The sequence below is a fragment of the Streptomyces sp. NPDC001532 genome (genome assembly GCF_040298625.1).
GTDB lineage: Bacteria > Actinomycetota > Actinomycetes > Streptomycetales > Streptomycetaceae > Streptomyces.
This window is the reverse complement of sequence record NZ_JBEPAL010000010.1, coordinates 114,906-132,495: the sequence shown is the minus strand read 5'-3', so window position 1 is coordinate 132,495 and position 17,590 is coordinate 114,906. Positions and strand designations below refer to the sequence as shown.

At 70.7% G+C, this 17,590-nt stretch carries 15 protein-coding genes and 2 pseudogenes; 4 read left to right on the top strand and 13 right to left on the bottom strand.

Going from position 1 to position 17,590, the window contains the following annotated elements:
- Positions 1 to 251: 251 nt before the first annotated feature.
- Entirely contained in the window at positions 252 to 1,670 is a 1,419-nt protein-coding gene (locus ABT232_RS12700) for an FAD-dependent oxidoreductase (RefSeq protein ID WP_351839460.1), read from the bottom strand.
- A 354-nt stretch (positions 1,671 to 2,024) separates the two neighbouring features.
- On the opposite strand from ABT232_RS12700, the gene ABT232_RS12695 reads away from it, so the two are divergent.
- The 3 genes from ABT232_RS12695 to ABT232_RS12685 all read left to right on the top strand — a co-directional run bounded on the left by ABT232_RS12695 (position 2,025) and on the right by ABT232_RS12685 (position 4,491).
- Complete coding sequence (locus ABT232_RS12695) at positions 2,025 to 2,678, top strand: hydrolase (protein ID WP_351839458.1); 654 nt, start codon at positions 2,025 to 2,027, stop codon at positions 2,676 to 2,678.
- Between the two features lie 105 nt (positions 2,679 to 2,783).
- Complete coding sequence (locus ABT232_RS12690; RefSeq protein ID WP_351839456.1) at positions 2,784 to 3,770, top strand: alpha/beta hydrolase; 987 nt, start codon at positions 2,784 to 2,786, stop codon at positions 3,768 to 3,770.
- Positions 3,771 to 4,224: 454 nt separating this feature from the next.
- On the top strand, positions 4,225 to 4,491 hold the full coding sequence (locus ABT232_RS12685) for a hypothetical protein (protein ID WP_351839454.1): 267 nt from the start codon (positions 4,225 to 4,227) through the stop codon (positions 4,489 to 4,491).
- A 145-nt stretch (positions 4,492 to 4,636) separates the two neighbouring features.
- On the opposite strand, the gene ABT232_RS38445 is transcribed toward ABT232_RS12685, so the two are convergent.
- The 9 genes and pseudogenes from ABT232_RS38445 to ABT232_RS12645 form a co-directional block, all read right to left on the bottom strand.
- Entirely contained in the window at positions 4,637 to 4,957 is a 321-nt protein-coding gene (locus tag ABT232_RS38445) for a hypothetical protein (protein WP_502975386.1), read from the bottom strand.
- A 60-nt stretch (positions 4,958 to 5,017) separates the two neighbouring features.
- Positions 5,018 to 5,194: pseudogene (locus tag ABT232_RS38440) on the bottom strand (antibiotic biosynthesis monooxygenase); the annotation flags it as partial.
- A 181-nt stretch (positions 5,195 to 5,375) separates the two neighbouring features.
- Entirely contained in the window at positions 5,376 to 6,140 is a 765-nt protein-coding gene (locus ABT232_RS12675) for an SDR family NAD(P)-dependent oxidoreductase (RefSeq protein WP_351839452.1), read from the bottom strand.
- Between the two features lie 105 nt (positions 6,141 to 6,245).
- On the bottom strand, positions 6,246 to 7,178 hold the full coding sequence (locus tag ABT232_RS12670) for an NADP-dependent oxidoreductase (RefSeq protein WP_351839450.1): 933 nt from the start codon (positions 7,176 to 7,178) through the stop codon (positions 6,246 to 6,248).
- 143 nt (positions 7,179 to 7,321) lie between these two features.
- On the bottom strand, positions 7,322 to 7,639 hold the full coding sequence (locus tag ABT232_RS12665) for a GNAT family N-acetyltransferase (protein WP_351839448.1): 318 nt from the start codon (positions 7,637 to 7,639) through the stop codon (positions 7,322 to 7,324).
- Between the two features lie 262 nt (positions 7,640 to 7,901).
- A pseudogene (locus ABT232_RS12660) lies at positions 7,902 to 8,165 on the bottom strand (IS5/IS1182 family transposase); the annotation flags it as partial.
- A 90-nt stretch (positions 8,166 to 8,255) separates the two neighbouring features.
- Entirely contained in the window at positions 8,256 to 9,014 is a 759-nt protein-coding gene (locus ABT232_RS12655) for a DUF3592 domain-containing protein (protein ID WP_351839446.1), read from the bottom strand.
- A gap of 511 nt (positions 9,015 to 9,525) precedes the next feature.
- Positions 9,526 to 9,696, bottom strand: a complete 171-nt coding sequence (locus tag ABT232_RS12650; RefSeq protein ID WP_351839444.1) for a hypothetical protein — start codon at positions 9,694 to 9,696, stop codon at positions 9,526 to 9,528.
- A 258-nt stretch (positions 9,697 to 9,954) separates the two neighbouring features.
- Complete coding sequence (locus ABT232_RS12645) at positions 9,955 to 10,296, bottom strand: ArsR/SmtB family transcription factor (RefSeq protein WP_351839443.1); 342 nt, start codon at positions 10,294 to 10,296, stop codon at positions 9,955 to 9,957.
- Between the two features lie 245 nt (positions 10,297 to 10,541).
- Here ABT232_RS12645 and ABT232_RS12640 point away from each other — a divergent pair, with 245 nt between their 5' ends.
- Positions 10,542 to 10,937: a DUF2255 family protein gene (locus ABT232_RS12640; RefSeq protein WP_351839441.1), complete on the top strand. Its 396-nt coding sequence runs from the start codon at positions 10,542 to 10,544 to the stop codon at positions 10,935 to 10,937.
- Between the two features lie 99 nt (positions 10,938 to 11,036).
- Here ABT232_RS12640 and ABT232_RS12635 read toward each other — a convergent pair whose 3' ends face one another.
- From ABT232_RS12635 to ABT232_RS12625, 3 genes are all read right to left on the bottom strand, one after another.
- Positions 11,037 to 11,204, bottom strand: a complete 168-nt coding sequence (locus tag ABT232_RS12635; protein WP_450871901.1) for a hypothetical protein — start codon at positions 11,202 to 11,204, stop codon at positions 11,037 to 11,039.
- A gap of 459 nt (positions 11,205 to 11,663) precedes the next feature.
- Positions 11,664 to 14,396: an ATP-binding protein gene (locus tag ABT232_RS12630; protein WP_351839439.1), complete on the bottom strand. Its 2,733-nt coding sequence runs from the start codon at positions 14,394 to 14,396 to the stop codon at positions 11,664 to 11,666.
- Between the two features lie 42 nt (positions 14,397 to 14,438).
- Positions 14,439 to 17,357 (bottom strand): AfsR/SARP family transcriptional regulator, encoded by a 2,919-nt coding sequence (locus tag ABT232_RS12625; protein ID WP_351839437.1) that lies wholly within the window; start codon positions 17,355 to 17,357, stop codon positions 14,439 to 14,441.
- Positions 17,358 to 17,590: the final 233 nt, after the last annotated feature.

Here is a 17,590-nt window from a genome sequence, read left to right as displayed (position 1 = left end):
ACGGCCGCTCATACAGAGCCCGAAGGAAAAGGAAAAGGGCGGCTGGTCGCACGCCGGCTGCAACGCCGTCAAGGCGGCCGTCACCAATCTCACCCGCTCCGTCGCCTGCGACGAGGGGAAGCACGGCGTCCGCGCCGACACCGTCCGTCCCGGCCTGACGTCATCGAGTTGGTCGACGCCATCATGGACGACGACTTGCCGCCTGCCCCCGTCCTGTCCACGGGCCGGGGCCGTGTGGTGCACGTTCCCCTTCACGCATCCCGTCCGCGGTCAGTGGCCACCACTGCCTGCCATGCGCTGCGTGATGGGACTACGGCGGGCTGAGGTGTCCGCGGGCGGGTTCTCAGCCACTGCTCGATGCGCTGCCGGACGTCCTCATGTCCGAACGCTTCGGCAGGCGTCTGCATCATGTGCCGTGCTCGCGCCCAGGCACGCATGACCTCCGGGTCCTCAAGGGCGCACGGGAACCGGGCGGCGCGTCGCCGTGCCTCGTCGTCCGCGGTGGGCGGCACCGTCCCCGACAGGCGGTTCTCGTTCTCGCGGTCCGCCGACACCTGCAGGTCGAACCAGGGCTTGAGCACGTCACGGGTCCATCGGTCGTAGGACCGGGCGAATTCGTCATGGTGTTTCGCGCGCCGGGCCGTGCTCGCGACGCGTTCCGCGGCCCACAGCGCGAGGGAGATTCCTTGTGTCATGGTGGGGTTGGTGTGCACGAGGGCGTCGCCCACCCGGACGAGGCCGCTGGCTATCGGGCCCGACGCGTCGGCCGTAGGGCTCCAGCGGTTGTCGAGGCCGGCCATGATGTGAACGTCACCGACGGGATGGGGATCGGCGGACAACCATGCGCCCGTGGAGGGAAAGAGGCGGGCGAGCGCGTCGAAGGTACGGGCATCCCGCAGCGCGGGAAGTGTCGGTTCCTTGACGGTGCACACCAGAGCCGCGCCGAGCAGATCGTTGTCGGAGGGAAAGGCGATGCTCAGTGCGTACGGCGTCGCCGAGGTGTAGGGGACACGGGGCATGCTCGTCGTGATGCTGGATGTCGTCCGGTACCAGCGGCAGGCGTAGGCGAGGCCGACTCGATGTGTCTCGGTCTCCGGCGGGCGGGCACCGGCAGCGGTGAGCCAGTCGACGACCGGCGAGCGGCGTCCCGCCGCGTCGATGACCAGATCCGCGTCCACCTGACGGTCGGCGGACCGCACGCCGGTCACCTGCGGTATGCCGCCTGTGCCGGGTGCGACAACGAGGCCCTCAGCCGCCGTACCGGCTTCTCTTCGGATGTTCCTCTGGGCGCGCACCGCCGCGCGCAGCGCCGTCTCCAGGACGATGCGCCGCATCCGTACCAGTACCAGGTCCTCGTCTCCCGGTCGATACGGCGGGTGGCCGGGGAACCAGTCGAACTCGTGCTGTTCCCACGCCCCCAAGCGGATCATGTGCGCGTACACGTCGGGAATCCACCTTCTGAGGACAGCGCGCGCCGGGCCGAGCAGAGCGTGCGGCTGGATCGCCTGAGGGACCCGCGGGCGCGGCCTGCCGAAGAAGTCCGCGTCCAAGGGGATGCTCGGGCCGATGTCGTCCTGCTCGAAGATCGTGACATCGTGCGCACCGCGCGCCAGGAGGAGTGCTGTGGCCATCCCGGCGATGCCGCCGCCTATGACCGCGATTCGTGTCATCCGTGCTTCCCTTCGTGCTCCGTCCGGCAGGCGTTCGCGTACGGTTCCGCCCGCTGGTACGCCTGTCGTTCCGCAGTCTCGTCGCGGGCGGGTATGTGTGGCATCGGCGAAAGGTGTGGATCATCGTGCGCGCGGACGCGTCAGCGGCATGAGGTGGGCCGAGAGGGGCAGGCGGTCAGCGGACCGCGGACACCGCGGAGAGGTGAGGTCCTCACCGAAGAGCTGCCGATCCGATGACAGCAGCACCGATGACGTACGTACTTGTCGCCGATGCGCGGTTTGATCCACCGGTGCGATGTTGATCGAGGCGGCCGCATCCAGGGTCGTCGGCCCATCACGATCATCGGAGATGACATGGCAGCCAAGGACATCACCTACACCGGTCTCGACGCCCTCCTGACCCCACAGAAGTCGGTACTGCTGCTGATCGACCACCAGGGCGCCCAGTTCGCCGGCATGCGCAGCATGGACGCCACCGTCGTCGTCAACAACGTCACCGCACTGGCCAAGGGCGCCAGACTCTTCGACGTACCCACCATCCTCACCACCGTCGTCGAGGACCGCGGCGGCCACATCATCCACCAGCTCCAGGAAGTCTTCCCCGACCAGACCCCGATCGACCGCACCACGATCAACACCTGGGAGGACCAGCGCGTCGTCGACGCCGTCGCCGCCACCGGCCGCAAGGACCTCGTCATCGCCGGGCTGTGGACCGACATCTGCCTCGCCTGGCCCGCCATCCACGCCCTCGCCGACGGCTACCGCGTCTTCGCCGTCACCGACGCCTCCGGCGCCACCACCACCGAGGCCCACGAACGCGGCATCCAGCGCATGATCCAGGCCGGCGTGATCCCGACCTGCTCCGGCACCGTCATCTCCGAGTGGCAACGCGACTGGGCCCGTGAGGAGACCGTCCCCGGCATGACCGACATCCTCCTCGAACACGGCGGCAGCTTCGGCACCAGCCTCGCCTGGGAACTCCAGCTCCTCGGCCAGAACAAGGGCTGACACCTCCCTTCCCGCGTCGAACGGCCGCGGGCGGTACGGCACCGGCTTCATGTCGTACCGCCCGCGGCTCGCTCGTTCCGTACGACAGAAACACAGGACACATACATGACCGACGCTTCTCCCATCGGGCCGCCGCCGCCCTTCGATCCCGAACTCGTGCCCGCTCTGGAGTCCTTGGCCCAGTCCATGCCTCCAGCCATCCTGCCGGAGATGATCCCGGCGCTGCGTGATTTCATGGCGGCAGCGGCGCCGAGTGACGAAGACCTCCGCCGGGAAGGCGCCATCGAGTTCGAGGAGCGAAGGGTTCCGGGTCCCGCCGGTGCCCCTGAGATCTCCCTGCTGATCTGCCGTCCGGCCGAGAGTGCCGGGCCGCGGCCGGGGGTCTATTTCACACACGGCGGTGGCATGATCCTCGGGGACAACCGCAATCTCATCGGGGAGATGCTCGACTGGGTCCAGCATCTCGGGATCGTCCTGGTGTCCGTGGAATACCGTCTCGCCCCGGAACACCCCTTCCCCGCAGCGCTCGAGGATGTGTACGCCGGACTGCGGTGGACGACCGACCACGCCGGCGAACTGGGGATCGATCCCGGACGGCTGGTCGTGTCGGGGCCCAGTGCGGGCGGCGGCCTGACGGCGGCGGTGACACTGCTCGCGCGGGATCTCGACGGCCCCACCCCGATCGGGCAACTGCTGGTCTGCCCGATGCTGGACGACCGCAACGACAGCCCGTCCGCCCGTCAGATGACGGGTGTCGGCGCATGGGACCGCACCTCCAACGACACGGGCTGGACCGCGCTGCTGGGAAGGCGGCGCGGTGGCCCCGACGTCACTGCTTACGCGGCGCCCGCGCGCGCCGAGGACCTGTCCGGGCTGCCTCCCGCCTTCATCGACGTCGGTTCCGCGGAGACGTTCCGTGATGAGGTCGTCGCCTATGCCGCTCGGATCTGGCAGGCCGGCGGCGTGGCGGAGTTGCATGTCTGGCCGGGCGGTTTCCACGGCTTCGACGCACTGGCTCCCGAAGCCGAGCTGTCGAAGCGGGCCCGAGCGGCGAGAGTGAACTGGCTGCGGCGGACGCTTCGGCTCGGATAACGGCGGGAGTCGTGGCCGTGGCAGCAGGCCGGAACTGGCTTGATGACCACAGAGGTCGTCGTCGCCGCAAGCACGGTCGTCGTCACGGCGGATGCCGGCGGCGTCGACCGCCTTCATCGCGATCCGGGCCGGCGTACGCGGCGCCGGAGCCGGGCGCTCCTCGATCGCGCTGCCGGTGGGTGCGGTGGCCCGTCGGGCCCGTCGCACATCCGGCTCGCCGTCCGCGTATGCGTCCGGCTCGTGGGTCCGGCTCGTGGGTCCGGCTCGTGGCGTCCGGCTCGTGGCGTCCGGCTCGTGGCGTCCGACGGGTTGCCGTCGGGTTCCGGCAGCCGGTCAGCGATGTCACCGGTCCCGGTGCAGGATGCGCTCGAAGTCGCGCCTTGCGACAGCGTGCCCAGAGCCCTGGCGTCCGACGAATTCGCCAGGGTATCCCCACTCCTGAGGTGGACCGGCCATGACCAGTGAAGTGACCGACACGGATCCCACCGAATGGCCGCTGCGTGTGGAGGCGTACCTGAGGAATTCGAGGAACCCGGCGCATCGTGCCATGCTGCGGAACTTCTACCGCCACCTGCTGCTGGAACTCTCCGGCTGCTCGGATCGGCTCGTCGTTCCCGAACCGACCGTCGTCGAGCGTGGCTCGGCCGGCGGCCACGAGACCGTTGCCGTGGCGGTGGACGGCGTGGAAGCGGTGCGGGACGACAGTGTCGGGCAGCCGTAGAGCGGTTCGGGTCCGGGTCGAGGTCCGCTGTGCGGCGACCGGGGCCGGCTGCGGGCAGGCGAGCGCGCGGAGCCCGTCGTCGCGAGGTGGCTCAGCCCTGTGCGGTGTGCCGAGGGGTGAACGCGGCGCACACGCCCCGCGCGCGCTACGGCGCCGGCCTGCCCGACTCACGCTCCGGGACGGGATCGGGTGCCTTCGGGGTCGCGGGCGCCGCGCCGACCGGTGTGAGCCACCTCTTCAGCAGCAGTGTCAGGGCGGGCATGACGGCGTAGGACATGAGAGCGCTGAAGAGTACGGCCACCAGTGCCGTGCGCAGCAGCAACGGCAGGTCGGTCAGGTGGGGCTGTACGGCGACGCCCGCGAAGAGGGAGATCGGGAAGATGCCGAGTATCGCGGTGAGCATCATCTTCCAGCGGGGCGGAGCGGTGTGATGGGGGCTGCCTGGCGGGACGAACCAGCCTTCGATGCCGCTCAGCCGGCGTCGGGTGATCTCGCGATGGTGTTCGTCGGCGCGGCGGAACCAGGCGGCGCGCTCAGGAGAGGCGTCCCAGCGGGCGTGGGACTCGGCGTCGCGGAAGCGGTGCACCAGATACCAGGGCTCACCCGGCCGGCTGGGCCGGAACAGGCCGTAACCGAGGTGCCCAGGGAAGGCGGAGGCCGCTTCCAGCACGCCGTGGGCCCACTTCTCGAACTCCTCCTCGTGGCCGGGGTCTACTTAGCGGGCTATGAGCAGGCCTACTTCTCCGGTCGGAACGAGGGCCGATCGCCGCTCGGCCTCGACGGCTCTCGTCATGGCTGCTGCCTCCTTCGGCGCGGAGCGGATGGCAAGGCTGCGTGCCGTGCCCGTGCGGGTGATGCGGCCGGCGGCCGACCGTGCGGGATGTTCAGTGGGTGGTCTGTCCGCCGTCGACCACGAACACCCCGCCGGTGGTGAACGAGGCCGCGGAGGAGGCGAGGTAGAGCACCATGCCGACGATCTCCTCGGGCTCGGCGGCGCGGCCGAGCTGAGGACCGGCCATGACGATCTCGCGCTTGACGGGGTCGTCGAGCCAGGCCTGGGTCATGGCGGTCCGGGTCAGGCCTGGTGCCAGCGCGTTGACTCTGATGCCGGCCTTGGCGTAGTCGACGGCGGCGGCTTTGGTCAGCCCGATGACTCCGTGTTTGGCAGCGACGTAGGGGGCCATGTCGGGGTCGCCGATGAGGCCGGCGATCGAGGCGGTGTTGATGATGGCGCCGCCACCGGCGGACACCATGTGCGCGATCTCGTACTTGAGGGAGAGGAAGACGCCCTTGAGGTCGACGGCGATGGCCTTGTCCCAGTCCTTCTCGGTCTGCTGGGCCAGCGGGGCGGGCGGGACGAACACACCGGCGTTGTTGAACGCGATGTGGAGGTCGCCGAAGGTGTCGACGGTCGTGGCGACGAGGCGGGAGACCTCGTGGGCGACGGTGACGTCGGTGGGGACGAACAGGCCCCGGCCGCCTTCCTTCTCGATGAGGTTCACGGTCTCGCTGCTGCGTTCGTCGACGTCACCGATGACCACGGTGGCGCCCTGCCGGGCGAAGGCCAGGGACACCGCCCGGCCGATGCCGGTGGCGCCGCCGGTCACCAGCACGACCTTGCCTGTGAAGTCGAAGTATTGCTCTGTCACGGTCTCCAGCTCCTGTCGGGTGATTCGAGGCGTGTGGCCGGTGGGCCTGGGCGTCCCGGGCCGGGCGCTGTCGGGCGGGCTACCCGGTCGGGGGCGGCTCGAGTGTCAGAAGGTGACGGTCACCTTGCCGCGGAGGTGCCGGCCGGCGAAGTCGACCAGCGCCTGGTCGGCCTGGCCGAAGGCGTAGTCGGCGCCGATCTCGATGCGCAGCCGGCCGTCGGCGGCCTTCTCGGCGAGCTCTTCCAGCCGGCCCTGGGGGGTACGGGTGCCGGTGTAGACGGCGGTGACGCCGCGTTCGAAGGAGGGCGGGCCGCCGAGGGGGGACACCAGCTGTCCTTCGGCCCTGGCGGCGTGCGCCGTCGTCGCGAGTGCCGGTCCGGCATTGGCCAGGTCGATCACCGCGTCGACGCCGCCGGGGACCAGTCGGTGCGCCTCCTGAGCGATGGCGCCCCTCGTGTAGTCGATGAAGTGGTCGGCGCCGAGGCGGCGCAGGAATTCCTCGTCGTCCGGGCGTCCGGTGGCCACTACGGTCAGCCCTGCCTGCTTGGCGAGCTGGACGGTGAAGGAGCCGACGCCACCTGCGGCGCCCACGATCAGGACGGTGTCGCCCTCCTGGAACCGGACGGCATCCAGCAGGGCGGCGGCGGTGAGCGCGCCGGTGGGCAGGGCGGCGCCCTGGGCCGGGGTGAGTCCGGCCGGCCGTCGTGCCGCGGAGGGGGCGTCGTTGATGACGATGTACTCGGCGAGAGCTCCGGCGGTCACGCTGTTCCAGGAGATGACGGCGTCACCGACGGAGAAGCGGGTGACGTTCTCGCCGACCGCTTCGACCACTCCGCTGACGTCCACGCCTGGGACGAAGGGGTGGCGGACGGGCAGGGCGTCACGCATGGCGCCCGTGACGAGCACCTTGTCGACCGCGTTCAGGGAGGTGGCCTGCAGCCGGACCAGCAGCTGACCGGGGCCGGGCACGGGGGTGGGCAGGTCCGCGAACTCGAGGTCTTCCAGTGGCCCGTACGACCGGGCGATGAGCGCCTTCATGATCTTGCTCCTGAGACGTGTGGATCAGCCGTGGAAGGGGCGCCGCGGCCGGTGCGGATGGGTCCGGAGTCCCTCCGGCCCATTTGATGACGTGACAACAATACCGCGTTATGTTGATGCGTCAACATCTTTGGGTGTGCGTCTCAGTCGGAGACGCGGCTGACCGAGTGGTAGCGCCACGGCTCGAACTCGGGATGCCTGTCTGCCCAGGCGGCGATGAACGGGCAGACGGGCAGGAACTTCACATCGGCCCGCCTGACCATCTCCAACGAGGCCCTCGCCAAGGCGGAGCCGATGCCCTGCCCTTCGCGCTCGGGCAGCACCTCTGTGTGCACGAATGCGAGTACGCCCTTGGCGGGGATGTACTCGACCAGCCCCGCGAGTTGTCCGTCCACGTACGCCTCGAGGCGGTTGCTCTCGTCCACCCTGGTGATCGTGACGGAAGGGTTCTTGTGCTCCATTGCTCTCTCCGTTCCGAGCGGCCATGGCGTCACGACGGAAACGGACGGCATGCACCGTGCGCCACGTTGCCAGGCACCCCGCTGGTCGCACATCGGCGATCACCGCCTATGGGACGTCCCGTGGTCGATCTGTGAGCCGGCTGGACACCGTCGCGCCCGTGCCGGCCCACTCATCCGGCGAGAGCGAGGTTGTACAGGCCGGCGATGCCAAGAACGGGCGTGGTGGACGCCGTCCCCTTTCGAGCGGCAGGCGCGCAGGATTTGTGGGCACCGGAGCGCCGTTCACGATCAGCACGGTGTCTTCGCAGAACGGCATGCGCGGCCGCGACGCCATCGACGGCCCGAGATGGTCGACGACGCGGCCGGCCGCCGACTTCGAGATGCCGAACAGCAGCGCGAGCTGCCGCGGAGTCAATTGGCGTCAGTGGGCGTCGTCCAGCAGAACCCCGCTTGCCGGACTGCCGCGGACGCGACCCGGTGTCGGGGCTGTCCAGGAAGGTCACGACGCCGTGACCACACCGGCCACAGCGAGATCATCTCACTTGTGATCAGCAGTCCTGGAGCTGCCCACTGACCTGACCCCTCCCACCGGAGGTCGATGCTCGGGCGCCGGTCTTCAGCCGATGAACGCGTCGCTGATCACGGTGTACGCGTACCAGAGAGTGCCGCCGAGGGCGGCGAGCCCCACAAGCGCCAGGACAGCCGTCATGCTGCGCATGGCGAAGGACTCGCGGACCACGGCGCGGGAAGGATCCGCCGGATCGTAAGTGACCTCGATCCGCCGTTCGTGACTGGTGGTGGTGATGAAGCGGCTCTCCCCGCTGGTGTCCGTGTAGCGGTACGCCCTCATCCCGTCCGCGTTGTGCGAGAACTGCGCGATCACCGTGATGCCGTGTCTGCGCAGCCGCCGCGACCGGTACAGGCTCCTGGCCGGCAGGTAGGCCGTCAGCCAACCGATGAGGATGCCGATGAACGCGGGCACGAGCATCGCCGAGTAGCGCGCTCCCCCGGCCACACCCACGGCCGCCATCACAGCTGCGGCCGCGAGAAGCAGGATGATCAGGACCGCGCCACTCGCTGTCATCCGCCGGTCCTGGACCGCCAGGGAGCGGATTCCGACGAGCGTGGAGCCGTCGATGCGCGGCTCGCCCTCCCTGCGCGGCAGCAGCCGGTTGACGCCGTCGGCGAACGCGGTGACCGCGGCCACGCTCGCGTCCTCCACACAGTGGACGTGCGGCGCGCTGCCGTCCGGCACGGTCAGTTCGATCGCGGCACGGCGCCCGTCCACCGTGACCCGTTCGATCGCCGCGAGCGGTATGGCCACCTCCTCGCCGGCCCGCTCCAACAACACGCCGTCGTGAACCAGCCGCGCCACCACGCCGCCACCCCGCAACACGAGACCAGGCGTCGTCATATCGAACCCCGGCGGATGTTCCCCGCAACGCGCTTACCCATCGCCCCGCCCCCGTCTGTTCGATCACGACGGATTTTAGGTGCGCCGGCCCTCCACTGTCATCGGCCGGCCCACCTCACTGGCGGCACACAAAGCCGTCCCGCCCGCCCGGTCGGCGTACATGCCCACTGACCCGATGCGGTGCCCGCCCGGGAGCGGCCGACGAACGGGTGAGTCGTGCGGCCACGGGCCCGCGCCCGCAGGCCACTTGAGCCGGTGCATCACCTGGCGGCAGGGGCTACCAGCGCGACAGCGTCAGTGAGACGGCCGACGGCGAGGCGAAGGCGTTCACGACACCGTGCTCGGCAGGGCTCGTCGGCACAACCTCGTCCAGGCCGCCCAGCCGGCCTCGGCAGACTCCGATGGTGCGGCGAGGAGTCACGCGTGCGGCGGTCGCTGTCCCAGTCCTCGCATGGCGCCGGATCGCCGGCACTCACTCGCGGGCCGCCAGCAGCGAGACCGGGCTGCGCCTGGTGGCGATCCATGCCGCGGCCACGCTGGTCAGGGTGGTGACCAGCAGGCAGACGGTCGCGAGCACTGCGGCCAGAGCCCACGGCACACCCACCGCGGGTGTTCCGGTGACCGAGACGGCGGTGCCGGCCATGGCGATCAGTGTGGCTGCTGCGGCCGCCGCTGCCAGGAGCACAGCGATCACGGTGATGGCGGCAGCCTCCACTGCCGCCGCTGCCAGGAGCGGGACGCGGTCGGAACGGGCCTTCGGCGAGTTCTGCGCACGTGACCCGCCACCCGCCTGCTCGGCGCTCCTGCGCGGCAGAGCCTGCTCGGGGCAAGTGGGGCGGCTTTCTTGGCCTGTAGGACGACAGGGCCGTCGCCTCGAGGTCGGGCGGCTCCAGCGCACGCCTCAGGAGCTGCCGCCGTCGGCCGCGTGAGCGGCCGGAGCGTTCCGGACCGCTGTCAGGACGCTGTCGAGGAGTCCGGGGAAGCGCGCGTCCAGGTCCTCACGGCGCAGGCTGTGCAGGATGATGCGGCCCTCGCGCCGGGCGCGCAGGACACCGGCCTCGCGGAGCACGTTCCAGTGCCGGCTGGCGGTCGACGGAGATACGTCGGGCAGTGTCGTCGAGCAGGTCAGCTCCTCCCCGTGAGCCAGACGCTCGATGATCCTCAGCCGGGTGGGATTGGCCATCGCATCCAGTACGGACTCGATACGCAGGTCCGCGCGGCTGGGATGTGTCAACGCTTTCACACTTCGATGGTACGCGACCTCGCAAACGATCCAACAGTTGTGCCGCGCCTCACACCTCGACGGCAGCTCCGCTCCTAGGCGAGAATCACCGAAGCGACAGCGCCCTCCGTCAGGGCACAGTGACACCCCGTGCGCGAAGCGGCGGAAGGGCCTCACCCTCACGGTCCCGCCGCCCCGCCCGCGCACTCCGGCCACCGCCACCGGGATCCGCCCGGTGCGCCGGACGGGTCGTGAGGAGGGCGCACGTGGAACCGGCGTTTCACCTGGGAGATCAGACTCAGGTCACCTTGCACGTGAAGGTGGCGAGCGAGGAGCCACGGACCTGGGAACTGTGGATCGTACAAGTCGACGGTGATGCCTACCTGCGGTCCCTGACCGGCGTCGGCTCACGCTGGTACCGGCAGGCCACAGCCTCCCGCGCCCAGTTGTGGTGTGACGACGGCATCGTCGAGGCACGCTTCGAACCGGTCGACGATCCGGTCCTGCTCGACCGGATCGACACCGCCTACACGGACAAGTACGGAATCGGCTGGCCGGGGCCCGTCGGATTCATCACCGCGTCCAGAGCCCGCACGGCCACGCTGCGCGTGGTCGTACTGTCGCAGGACGGTGGGTCCTCCGCAGCCGAGCAAGCCATGTGAGGACAGGAAGGAGGAGGGGGCGCCATGTCACAACGACGCCCCCTGCTCCTTGTGCAGCCGCCTCCTTGTGCAGCAGCCTCCCTGTGCAGCCGCCGACGCTCAGGCGGCGGTGCCGGTGCTGAGGATGTGGTCGCGGGAGGCGGCGACCTCGTCGCGCAGGGCGGCGAGGTCGACGTCGAGAAGACGGCCGTCCCGCTTACGCACCTGCCCGGCGATGACCACGGTGTCCACGTTGCGGGCGTCGCTTCCGAGCACGAGCGTGCCCACGGCGTCGTTCAGGAAAGCGGCACCCCGGGACACGCCCGGCCGAGCCGCGCGGAATGGGCGGGAGCGCGTTCGCGTGCCGTCGTGGCTGCCCTGGAGACGGCCAGTGAGCGGCCGGAGCGTACCTACCGACGGGGGAGCCTCGGCCACGCCCCGGCCACGTCGAATGCCGGCAGCCGCCGGCCCGCCTGACGTCGGTGATCGTCACCTATGAGCAGCCACCGGGCAGCCACCCGCAGTAGCCGAGTTCCAGCAACGCCCGGTTGCTTGGGTTGCCCCGGATGTCATGCGCTGCACGGCGGGATGGTCGGCACCGCGGTCATCCTCGACGCAGCGGGACACGAGACCGCCGTCAACCTGCTCCAGCCGTCCGGCAACAGCCGCGAGACGGCGCCGCCACCCGCTCGGGGTGGCGGCGCCGTCTCGGTCGAAGCCGGCGCGCCGCGGTCAGCGTCCCCTGGTTCAGCCGATCCCCTTCCGGTCACGCAGCTGACGGCGTGAGGTGATGTCGAGCTTGCGGAAGATGCTGCGCAAGTGGGCGTCGACGGTACGCGGGCTCAGGAAGAGCCGGATGCCGATCTCCCTGGACGTCCCGCCCGTCGCGACCAGTCGAGCGATGTGGAGTTCGCGTTCCGTCAACTGCTCCGACGCGTCGTTCGCCCCGCGCCGTGCGTGTTCGCCGGTCGCCCTCAGCTCCCGCGACGCCAGTGCGGCGAAAGCCTCCGCGCCCATCGCCGAGAACGTCTCGAGTGCGGCTCTCAGATGCTCTCGCGCCTCCCGACGGCGTCCGGCACGCCGTAGCCACTGCCCGAACACCAGGCGTGCCCGCGCGGGGTGGAGAACCACGCGGCATCCTTCCAGACGGCTGATGGCCTCCTCGAAGTGGCTTTCGGCCCGCTCGTCGTCGCCGAGGACGAGCGCCGTGCAGTGGGCCTCCACGCCTCTGGCCCAGTCGGTGACCGCCGGCCCGGTCCGCTGCAGCAGCCTGCCGAGTGCTTCGGTGGCCTCCTGGTGCTCCCCGCACCGGACAGCGGCCTCGACCAGCTCGATCAACGCCAGTCCGGTGATGGCGGGCTCGTCGCGCCCCGCGGCGGCCCGCGCCGATTCCAGTGCCGCCGGGTAGTTCGCCAGCCCGTTGTGCAGAACCGCCAGCGCCCAGTGCGCCGTGGCCGTCGCTTGGCCGTCGTCGCGTTCGACGGCTCCGCGCAGCGTCCGGTTCAGGAAGGTCTCCGCGGAAGCCCGGCCGCGCACCGATTCGAGGTGCAACCTTGGGTAGGGCAGCGGGGTGGCGCCGATGACCTCGGCCAGGGCCTCCTCCTCGGCGATCAGTGAGACGGCCTCCCTGCTCTCGCCTGCCTGCGCGGCCACGGCCGCGGACATGGCGAGCCCGACGCACAGACTGCCCAGCGCCCCGGTGCGGCGCGCTTCGCGTACCTGCGCGCGGGTCAGTGCTACGTAGGCCTCGTCCTCCCACAGTTCCACGGCGACGAGTGACGCCAGCGCCGGACGCTGAAGCCACACCGGATCGCCCACGTCCGCGAGGGCCTTGCGCAGCGGTGGCACGGCCTTGTGAGTGTCTCCCTGGAACAGCGCCGGCAGTCCTTCGAGTAAGAGGTCGATGGTCCCGGACGGCTGTGACGGCGGGTACGCCTGCCGTGCGCCCTCGATCGCCTCGCGCATCTCCTCACTGTGCCGGTCGATGAGCGCGCCCGTCGCCAGGGCATCCACCAGGCACTGCCCGGCGAGTCCGGCTGCGAGGGGCGCGACCCGCCGGGCGACGTTCAGCAGGAGCCGGGGTGCGTCGCGGATCCGTCGTTGGGCGAAGGCCACCTGCGCCCGGACGAGGTCCGCCTGCGCGTCGCGCGACTCGTCCGGAGGGCCGGCCTGGGCCTCGGCGGCCAGGCGCTCGGCCTTCGCGTAGTCACCCGCCCCATGGGCGGCTCGCGCCGCGTCCAGCGTGCGCCTCGCCCGTGTCCCGGCGTCAGGGGTGAGGATCGCGGCCCGGTCCAGGAACGCGGCTGCCGCTGCCGCTCCCCCGCGCGCACCGGCACGCGATGCCAGCCGCTCCAGTTCCGCCGCGATGCCTTCGTCCGGGCGCACTACGGACTGTGCCCTGTGCCAGGCCCGCCGGTCCTCGTCCATGCCCGGCGGGATGGCTCGGGACAAGATCTCGTGTACCCGGCGTCGCTGGGCGGGCGATGCCATGCGGTGGACCACGGAGCCCACCAGGGGGTGATGGAAGCGCGCGGTACCGTCCGAGGCGGTCAGGCCGGCGGCCTCGGCCGGGGCCAGTGCCTCGGCACCCACCCCGCAGCGGTCGGCTGCGGCCCACACCAGAGTGGAGTCGCCGGTGGCCTCGATGGCGATGATCAGGAGCAGCGTGCGGGTCGCTTCCGGCAACGCCCCAAGACGCCCTTCGAAACTCTCCTCGATACGGCGGGACAGTGGAACCGCCTGAGGAAGGCCGAAACCCCCGGCGGCTCGGCTCGGGCCCACCATACGCGGCAGTTGCAGCAGTGCCAGGGGGTTGCCTTGTGCCTCGGACAGGATCCGCTCACGGATCCGTTCGTCCAAGGGGGCGCGGAACTCGGCGGCGAGCAGGGTGCGGGCCGCCTCACGCGGCAGACCGGCGAGGGGCAGGCGGGGTAGGCCGACGAGTTCGGGGACGCTGTCCGGCTCTCGCAGCGCGAAGACCATGGCGATGCGCTCGCTCTCCAGCCGGTGCGCGACGAACCCGAGTGTCTGGGCGGACGCCCTGTCAAGCCACTGTGCGTCGTCGACGACGCACAGCACAGGCCGTTCGAGCGCGGCGTCGGACAGCAGTCCCATGACTGCCAGCCCCACCAGGAAGCGGTCAGGAACGGCACCCTTCGCCAGTCCGAACACCACTTCCAGGGCTTCGCGCTGCGGCTCGGGAAGTCGCTCCAGGCCTGGCATCAGCGGCGCGCAGAGCGTGTGCAGTGCGGCATGGCCGAAGGCGGCCTCGAATTCGAACCCGGTCGCCCGGAGTATGTGCTCGCCGTCGGACGGGGCGCAGACATGCCGCAGCAGGGCCGTCTTGCCGATTCCGGGGTCGCCGTGGAGCACCAGCGCGCTGCCGTTGCCCTGACGGGCCTCGGCCAGCACGGTGCGGACCCTCTCCAGCTCCCGTTCGCGGGCCAGCAGGCCCTGGGATCCATGCGGCTGACTGATCATGCGCAGAGCATCGCACGGCGGGACGGCAGGCCCGGGGCTGCGTCATACGAGCGGGGAGACGACGCCGGCGAGACGTTTCTCCACCGCCGCGGCGGCCACCTCGGCACCGAGATGCTCAAAGATGGCCAGCGAATCGCGCCACACCCTCACCGCTTCCGTGCGCTGGTCCATCGCGAGCAGGGCGTCGCCGAGTGCGCGCAGCGCATGGGCCTCCCCGACTCCGTGGCGCACCGCTCTGGCCAGCAGCAGGCCTTCCTCAGCCCGCTTCACGGCCGATTCGAGCCGGCCCACCTGGGTGTACGCCTCGCTGAGACGGACCAGGCATGCGGCACGCACGAAGTCGATCTCGCCGTCCTCGATGAGACGCAAGGCCTGCTGATAGTCGGCGATCGCGTCGGCCGGCAGGCCCTGGCGGACCAGTACCTGGCCATGGCGGTACAGCGACAGCGCTTGGCCTTGCCGGTCGCGCAGGAGCCGGTACAGCTCGATGTGCCGGAGCGATTCCGCCACGGTTCGTTCGTCCATGCCCTCGGTGGTCAGCCGGACCTGGACCGCGTTGCCCAGCACCAGCGCCTCGAGGGAGCGGTTGTTCAGTCGCTGTGCCAGGTCCGCGGCTTCTCGGTGCACTTGGAGGGCGGAGTCCGGAACACGGATGACGAAGCCCTGAGCGTTCAGGCACATGGCCTGGACATCGTCGTCGCGGTCACGCGACGCCTCCAGCGCTCGCGCCAGCTGATCACTCGCCTGCTCCGTTCGGCCCACCTCGGCCAGCGCTCCGCCGAGGATGTAACGGGCACGGCCTTCGGAGCGCCGGTCGCCTGCGCGGGAGGCCGCGTCGGCGACGACGGTGGCGACGGGGATGACCTGATGCCACAGGTGGGCGTTGTGCAGGACGGCGTCCAGCATGAGCAGGAGTGTCGCGGCACGGTCCGTGTGTGAGGCGGCGGTCTGCGTCAGAAGCAGCAGGATGTCGTCGAGGGCGGAGGCGCTCCAGTTGAGCGCCTCGTTGACGCTGTCGAAACATACCTCCGTGCCCGGCACCACGGGCAGCGCTGCGAGCGCCACCGTGTGCCCGGGACGTATGACGCGGTAGGACTCGGCGGCAGCGACGAGGTGCAGGTCGAGGAGACGCCCCAGCGCGGCGTGCCGGGTGCGGTCGGGGTCCGTCTCCAGGGCCAGGCGCCGGGCGAAGAGGCGGACCAGGTCGTGGTAGCGGTAGCGGTCCAGGGCCGGTGATTCGAGGAGTCCGACAGCGACCAGCCGCTCCAGGAGGACTCTCGCGCTCTGCGCCGGAACGGCGAGCACGGTACTGGCCGTGCGCAGGTCGTACACGCTGTGGGCGGGCAGGGCGAGCAGCCGCAGGCTCTGCCGCGTCGACTGGTTCAGCTGGCCGTAGCCCAGCGCGAAGCTGGCTTCCACGGTCACCGTGTCCACGGTGAGTTCGGCGAGCCGGTGCTGTTCGTCGGTGAGGCGTGCCGCCAGGTCGGCCAGGGTCCACTCCGGGCGGGCGGCCAGACGGGATCCGATGATGCGCACCGCGAGCGGCAGTCCGCCGCAGGCGGTGACGATGCTGCGGGCGGTGTGCGGCTCGGCGTCGACGCGGGAGGCTCCGATGAGCCGGGTGAGCAGCCGCATCGCGTCTTCGTCGGGCATGGCGCCGAGGATGACGCGCGCGCTGACCGGGAGGGTCGCCAGACCGTTGCGGCTGGTGATGACCACGGCGCAGGTGGGGCCGCCGGGCAGCAGGGGTGTCACCTGGTCCATGTCGGCGGCGTTGTCCAGGACGATGAGTACGCGCCGCTGGGCGAGCCTGGAGCGGTACAGCGCCGCGCGTTCGTACAGCTCTGCCGGGATGTAGGCGTCCCGCTCTCCCAGTGCGCGCAGGAACGACGTCAGTACGGTGGCGGGGTCGGCGGGTGTGCCGTCGGCGCCGCGCAGGTCGACGTACAGCTGGCCGTCGGGGTAGGTGGAGAGCACGCTCTGCACGCTGTGCATGACCAGGGAGGTCTTTCCTGTGCCTCCCATGCCGGTGACCAGGACGATCGGCACCGCCTCGGCCGATGGGTGCAGCAGGGTCTCCCGGATGAGCCGGGTCTCCTGGGTCCGGCCGGTGAAGTCGGCCGTCGCGTGGGGGATCTGGCGGGGCGCGCGTTCCTGCCGGGTGACGATCTCCGGGCGCGGGACGGACGGAGCGGTGTCCTGGAGGATGTCGGCGTGGAGTTGCTGGAGGCGGGCGTTGGGCTCGATGCCCAGTTCCCGCGCCAGCAGACGGTGGGCTCGTCGGTAGACGGCGAGGGCCTCTCCTTGCCGTCCGGTCCGGTGGAGGGCCCGCATCAGCAGGAAGTGCAGCCCTTCGCGCAGCGGGTGGGTCTCGGCGAGGGTGGTGAGTTCGGTGGCGGCGTCCGCGCAGTCGCCGAGTTCCACCATGGTCTCCAGCCGTGCTTCGACCACGTCGAGGCGGCGCTCCTCCAGGCGGGCGCGCTCGGCATTGGCGAACGGTCCGGGCACGCCCAGGAGCGTCGTGTCACGCCACAGGGACAGGGCCGCGTCGAAGAGGTTCCGTGCGGCCGCCACCTCTCCGGCCGCCTTGCGGGCCCGGGCCTCGGCGACGTGCTGCTCGAACAGCTCCCGGTCGAGCGCTCCTTCGGCCAGGCGGAACGAGTACCCGCCGGGGACGGACTGGAGCATCTGCCACGGTCGGCCCGGATCGCGTGCGGGCTCCAGGAGATGCCGTAGCCGCCAGACATAGGTGCGAAGGACGGGCTCCGGTCGTCGCGGCGGGGTCTCCCAGAGCGCGGCCGCCAGGTCGTCGATGCTCACGGCCCGGCCGTGGCGCATGACCAGCACCGCGGCCACCGCGCGCTGCTGGGGGGAGCCGAGGTCGATGTCCGTGTCTCCTCGGCGCGCCAGGAACCGGCCGAGTACCGAGAAGTGAATGGCCGGTGTCTTCGCTGCCTCCATGGTCACCTTCAACGTGTCCCAGAGCCCGCCGGGCCCGCCTGCCGAGCTCTCGAAAGCTATGTCACGTCGCCCTGCCCAGGCAGCTGTGAGCTGCGGTTTGTGCACTCGCAGTACATCCGTGGCCGGTTCTGACGTCCTGGGTCGGGTGGTCGGGCGTCCCGGGTCTGCCGACCGCTCTAGGGCCTGTCTGACAATTCCCGTCGTCCTCCCGGAGGGCGGGCTCCGCGGCGCCT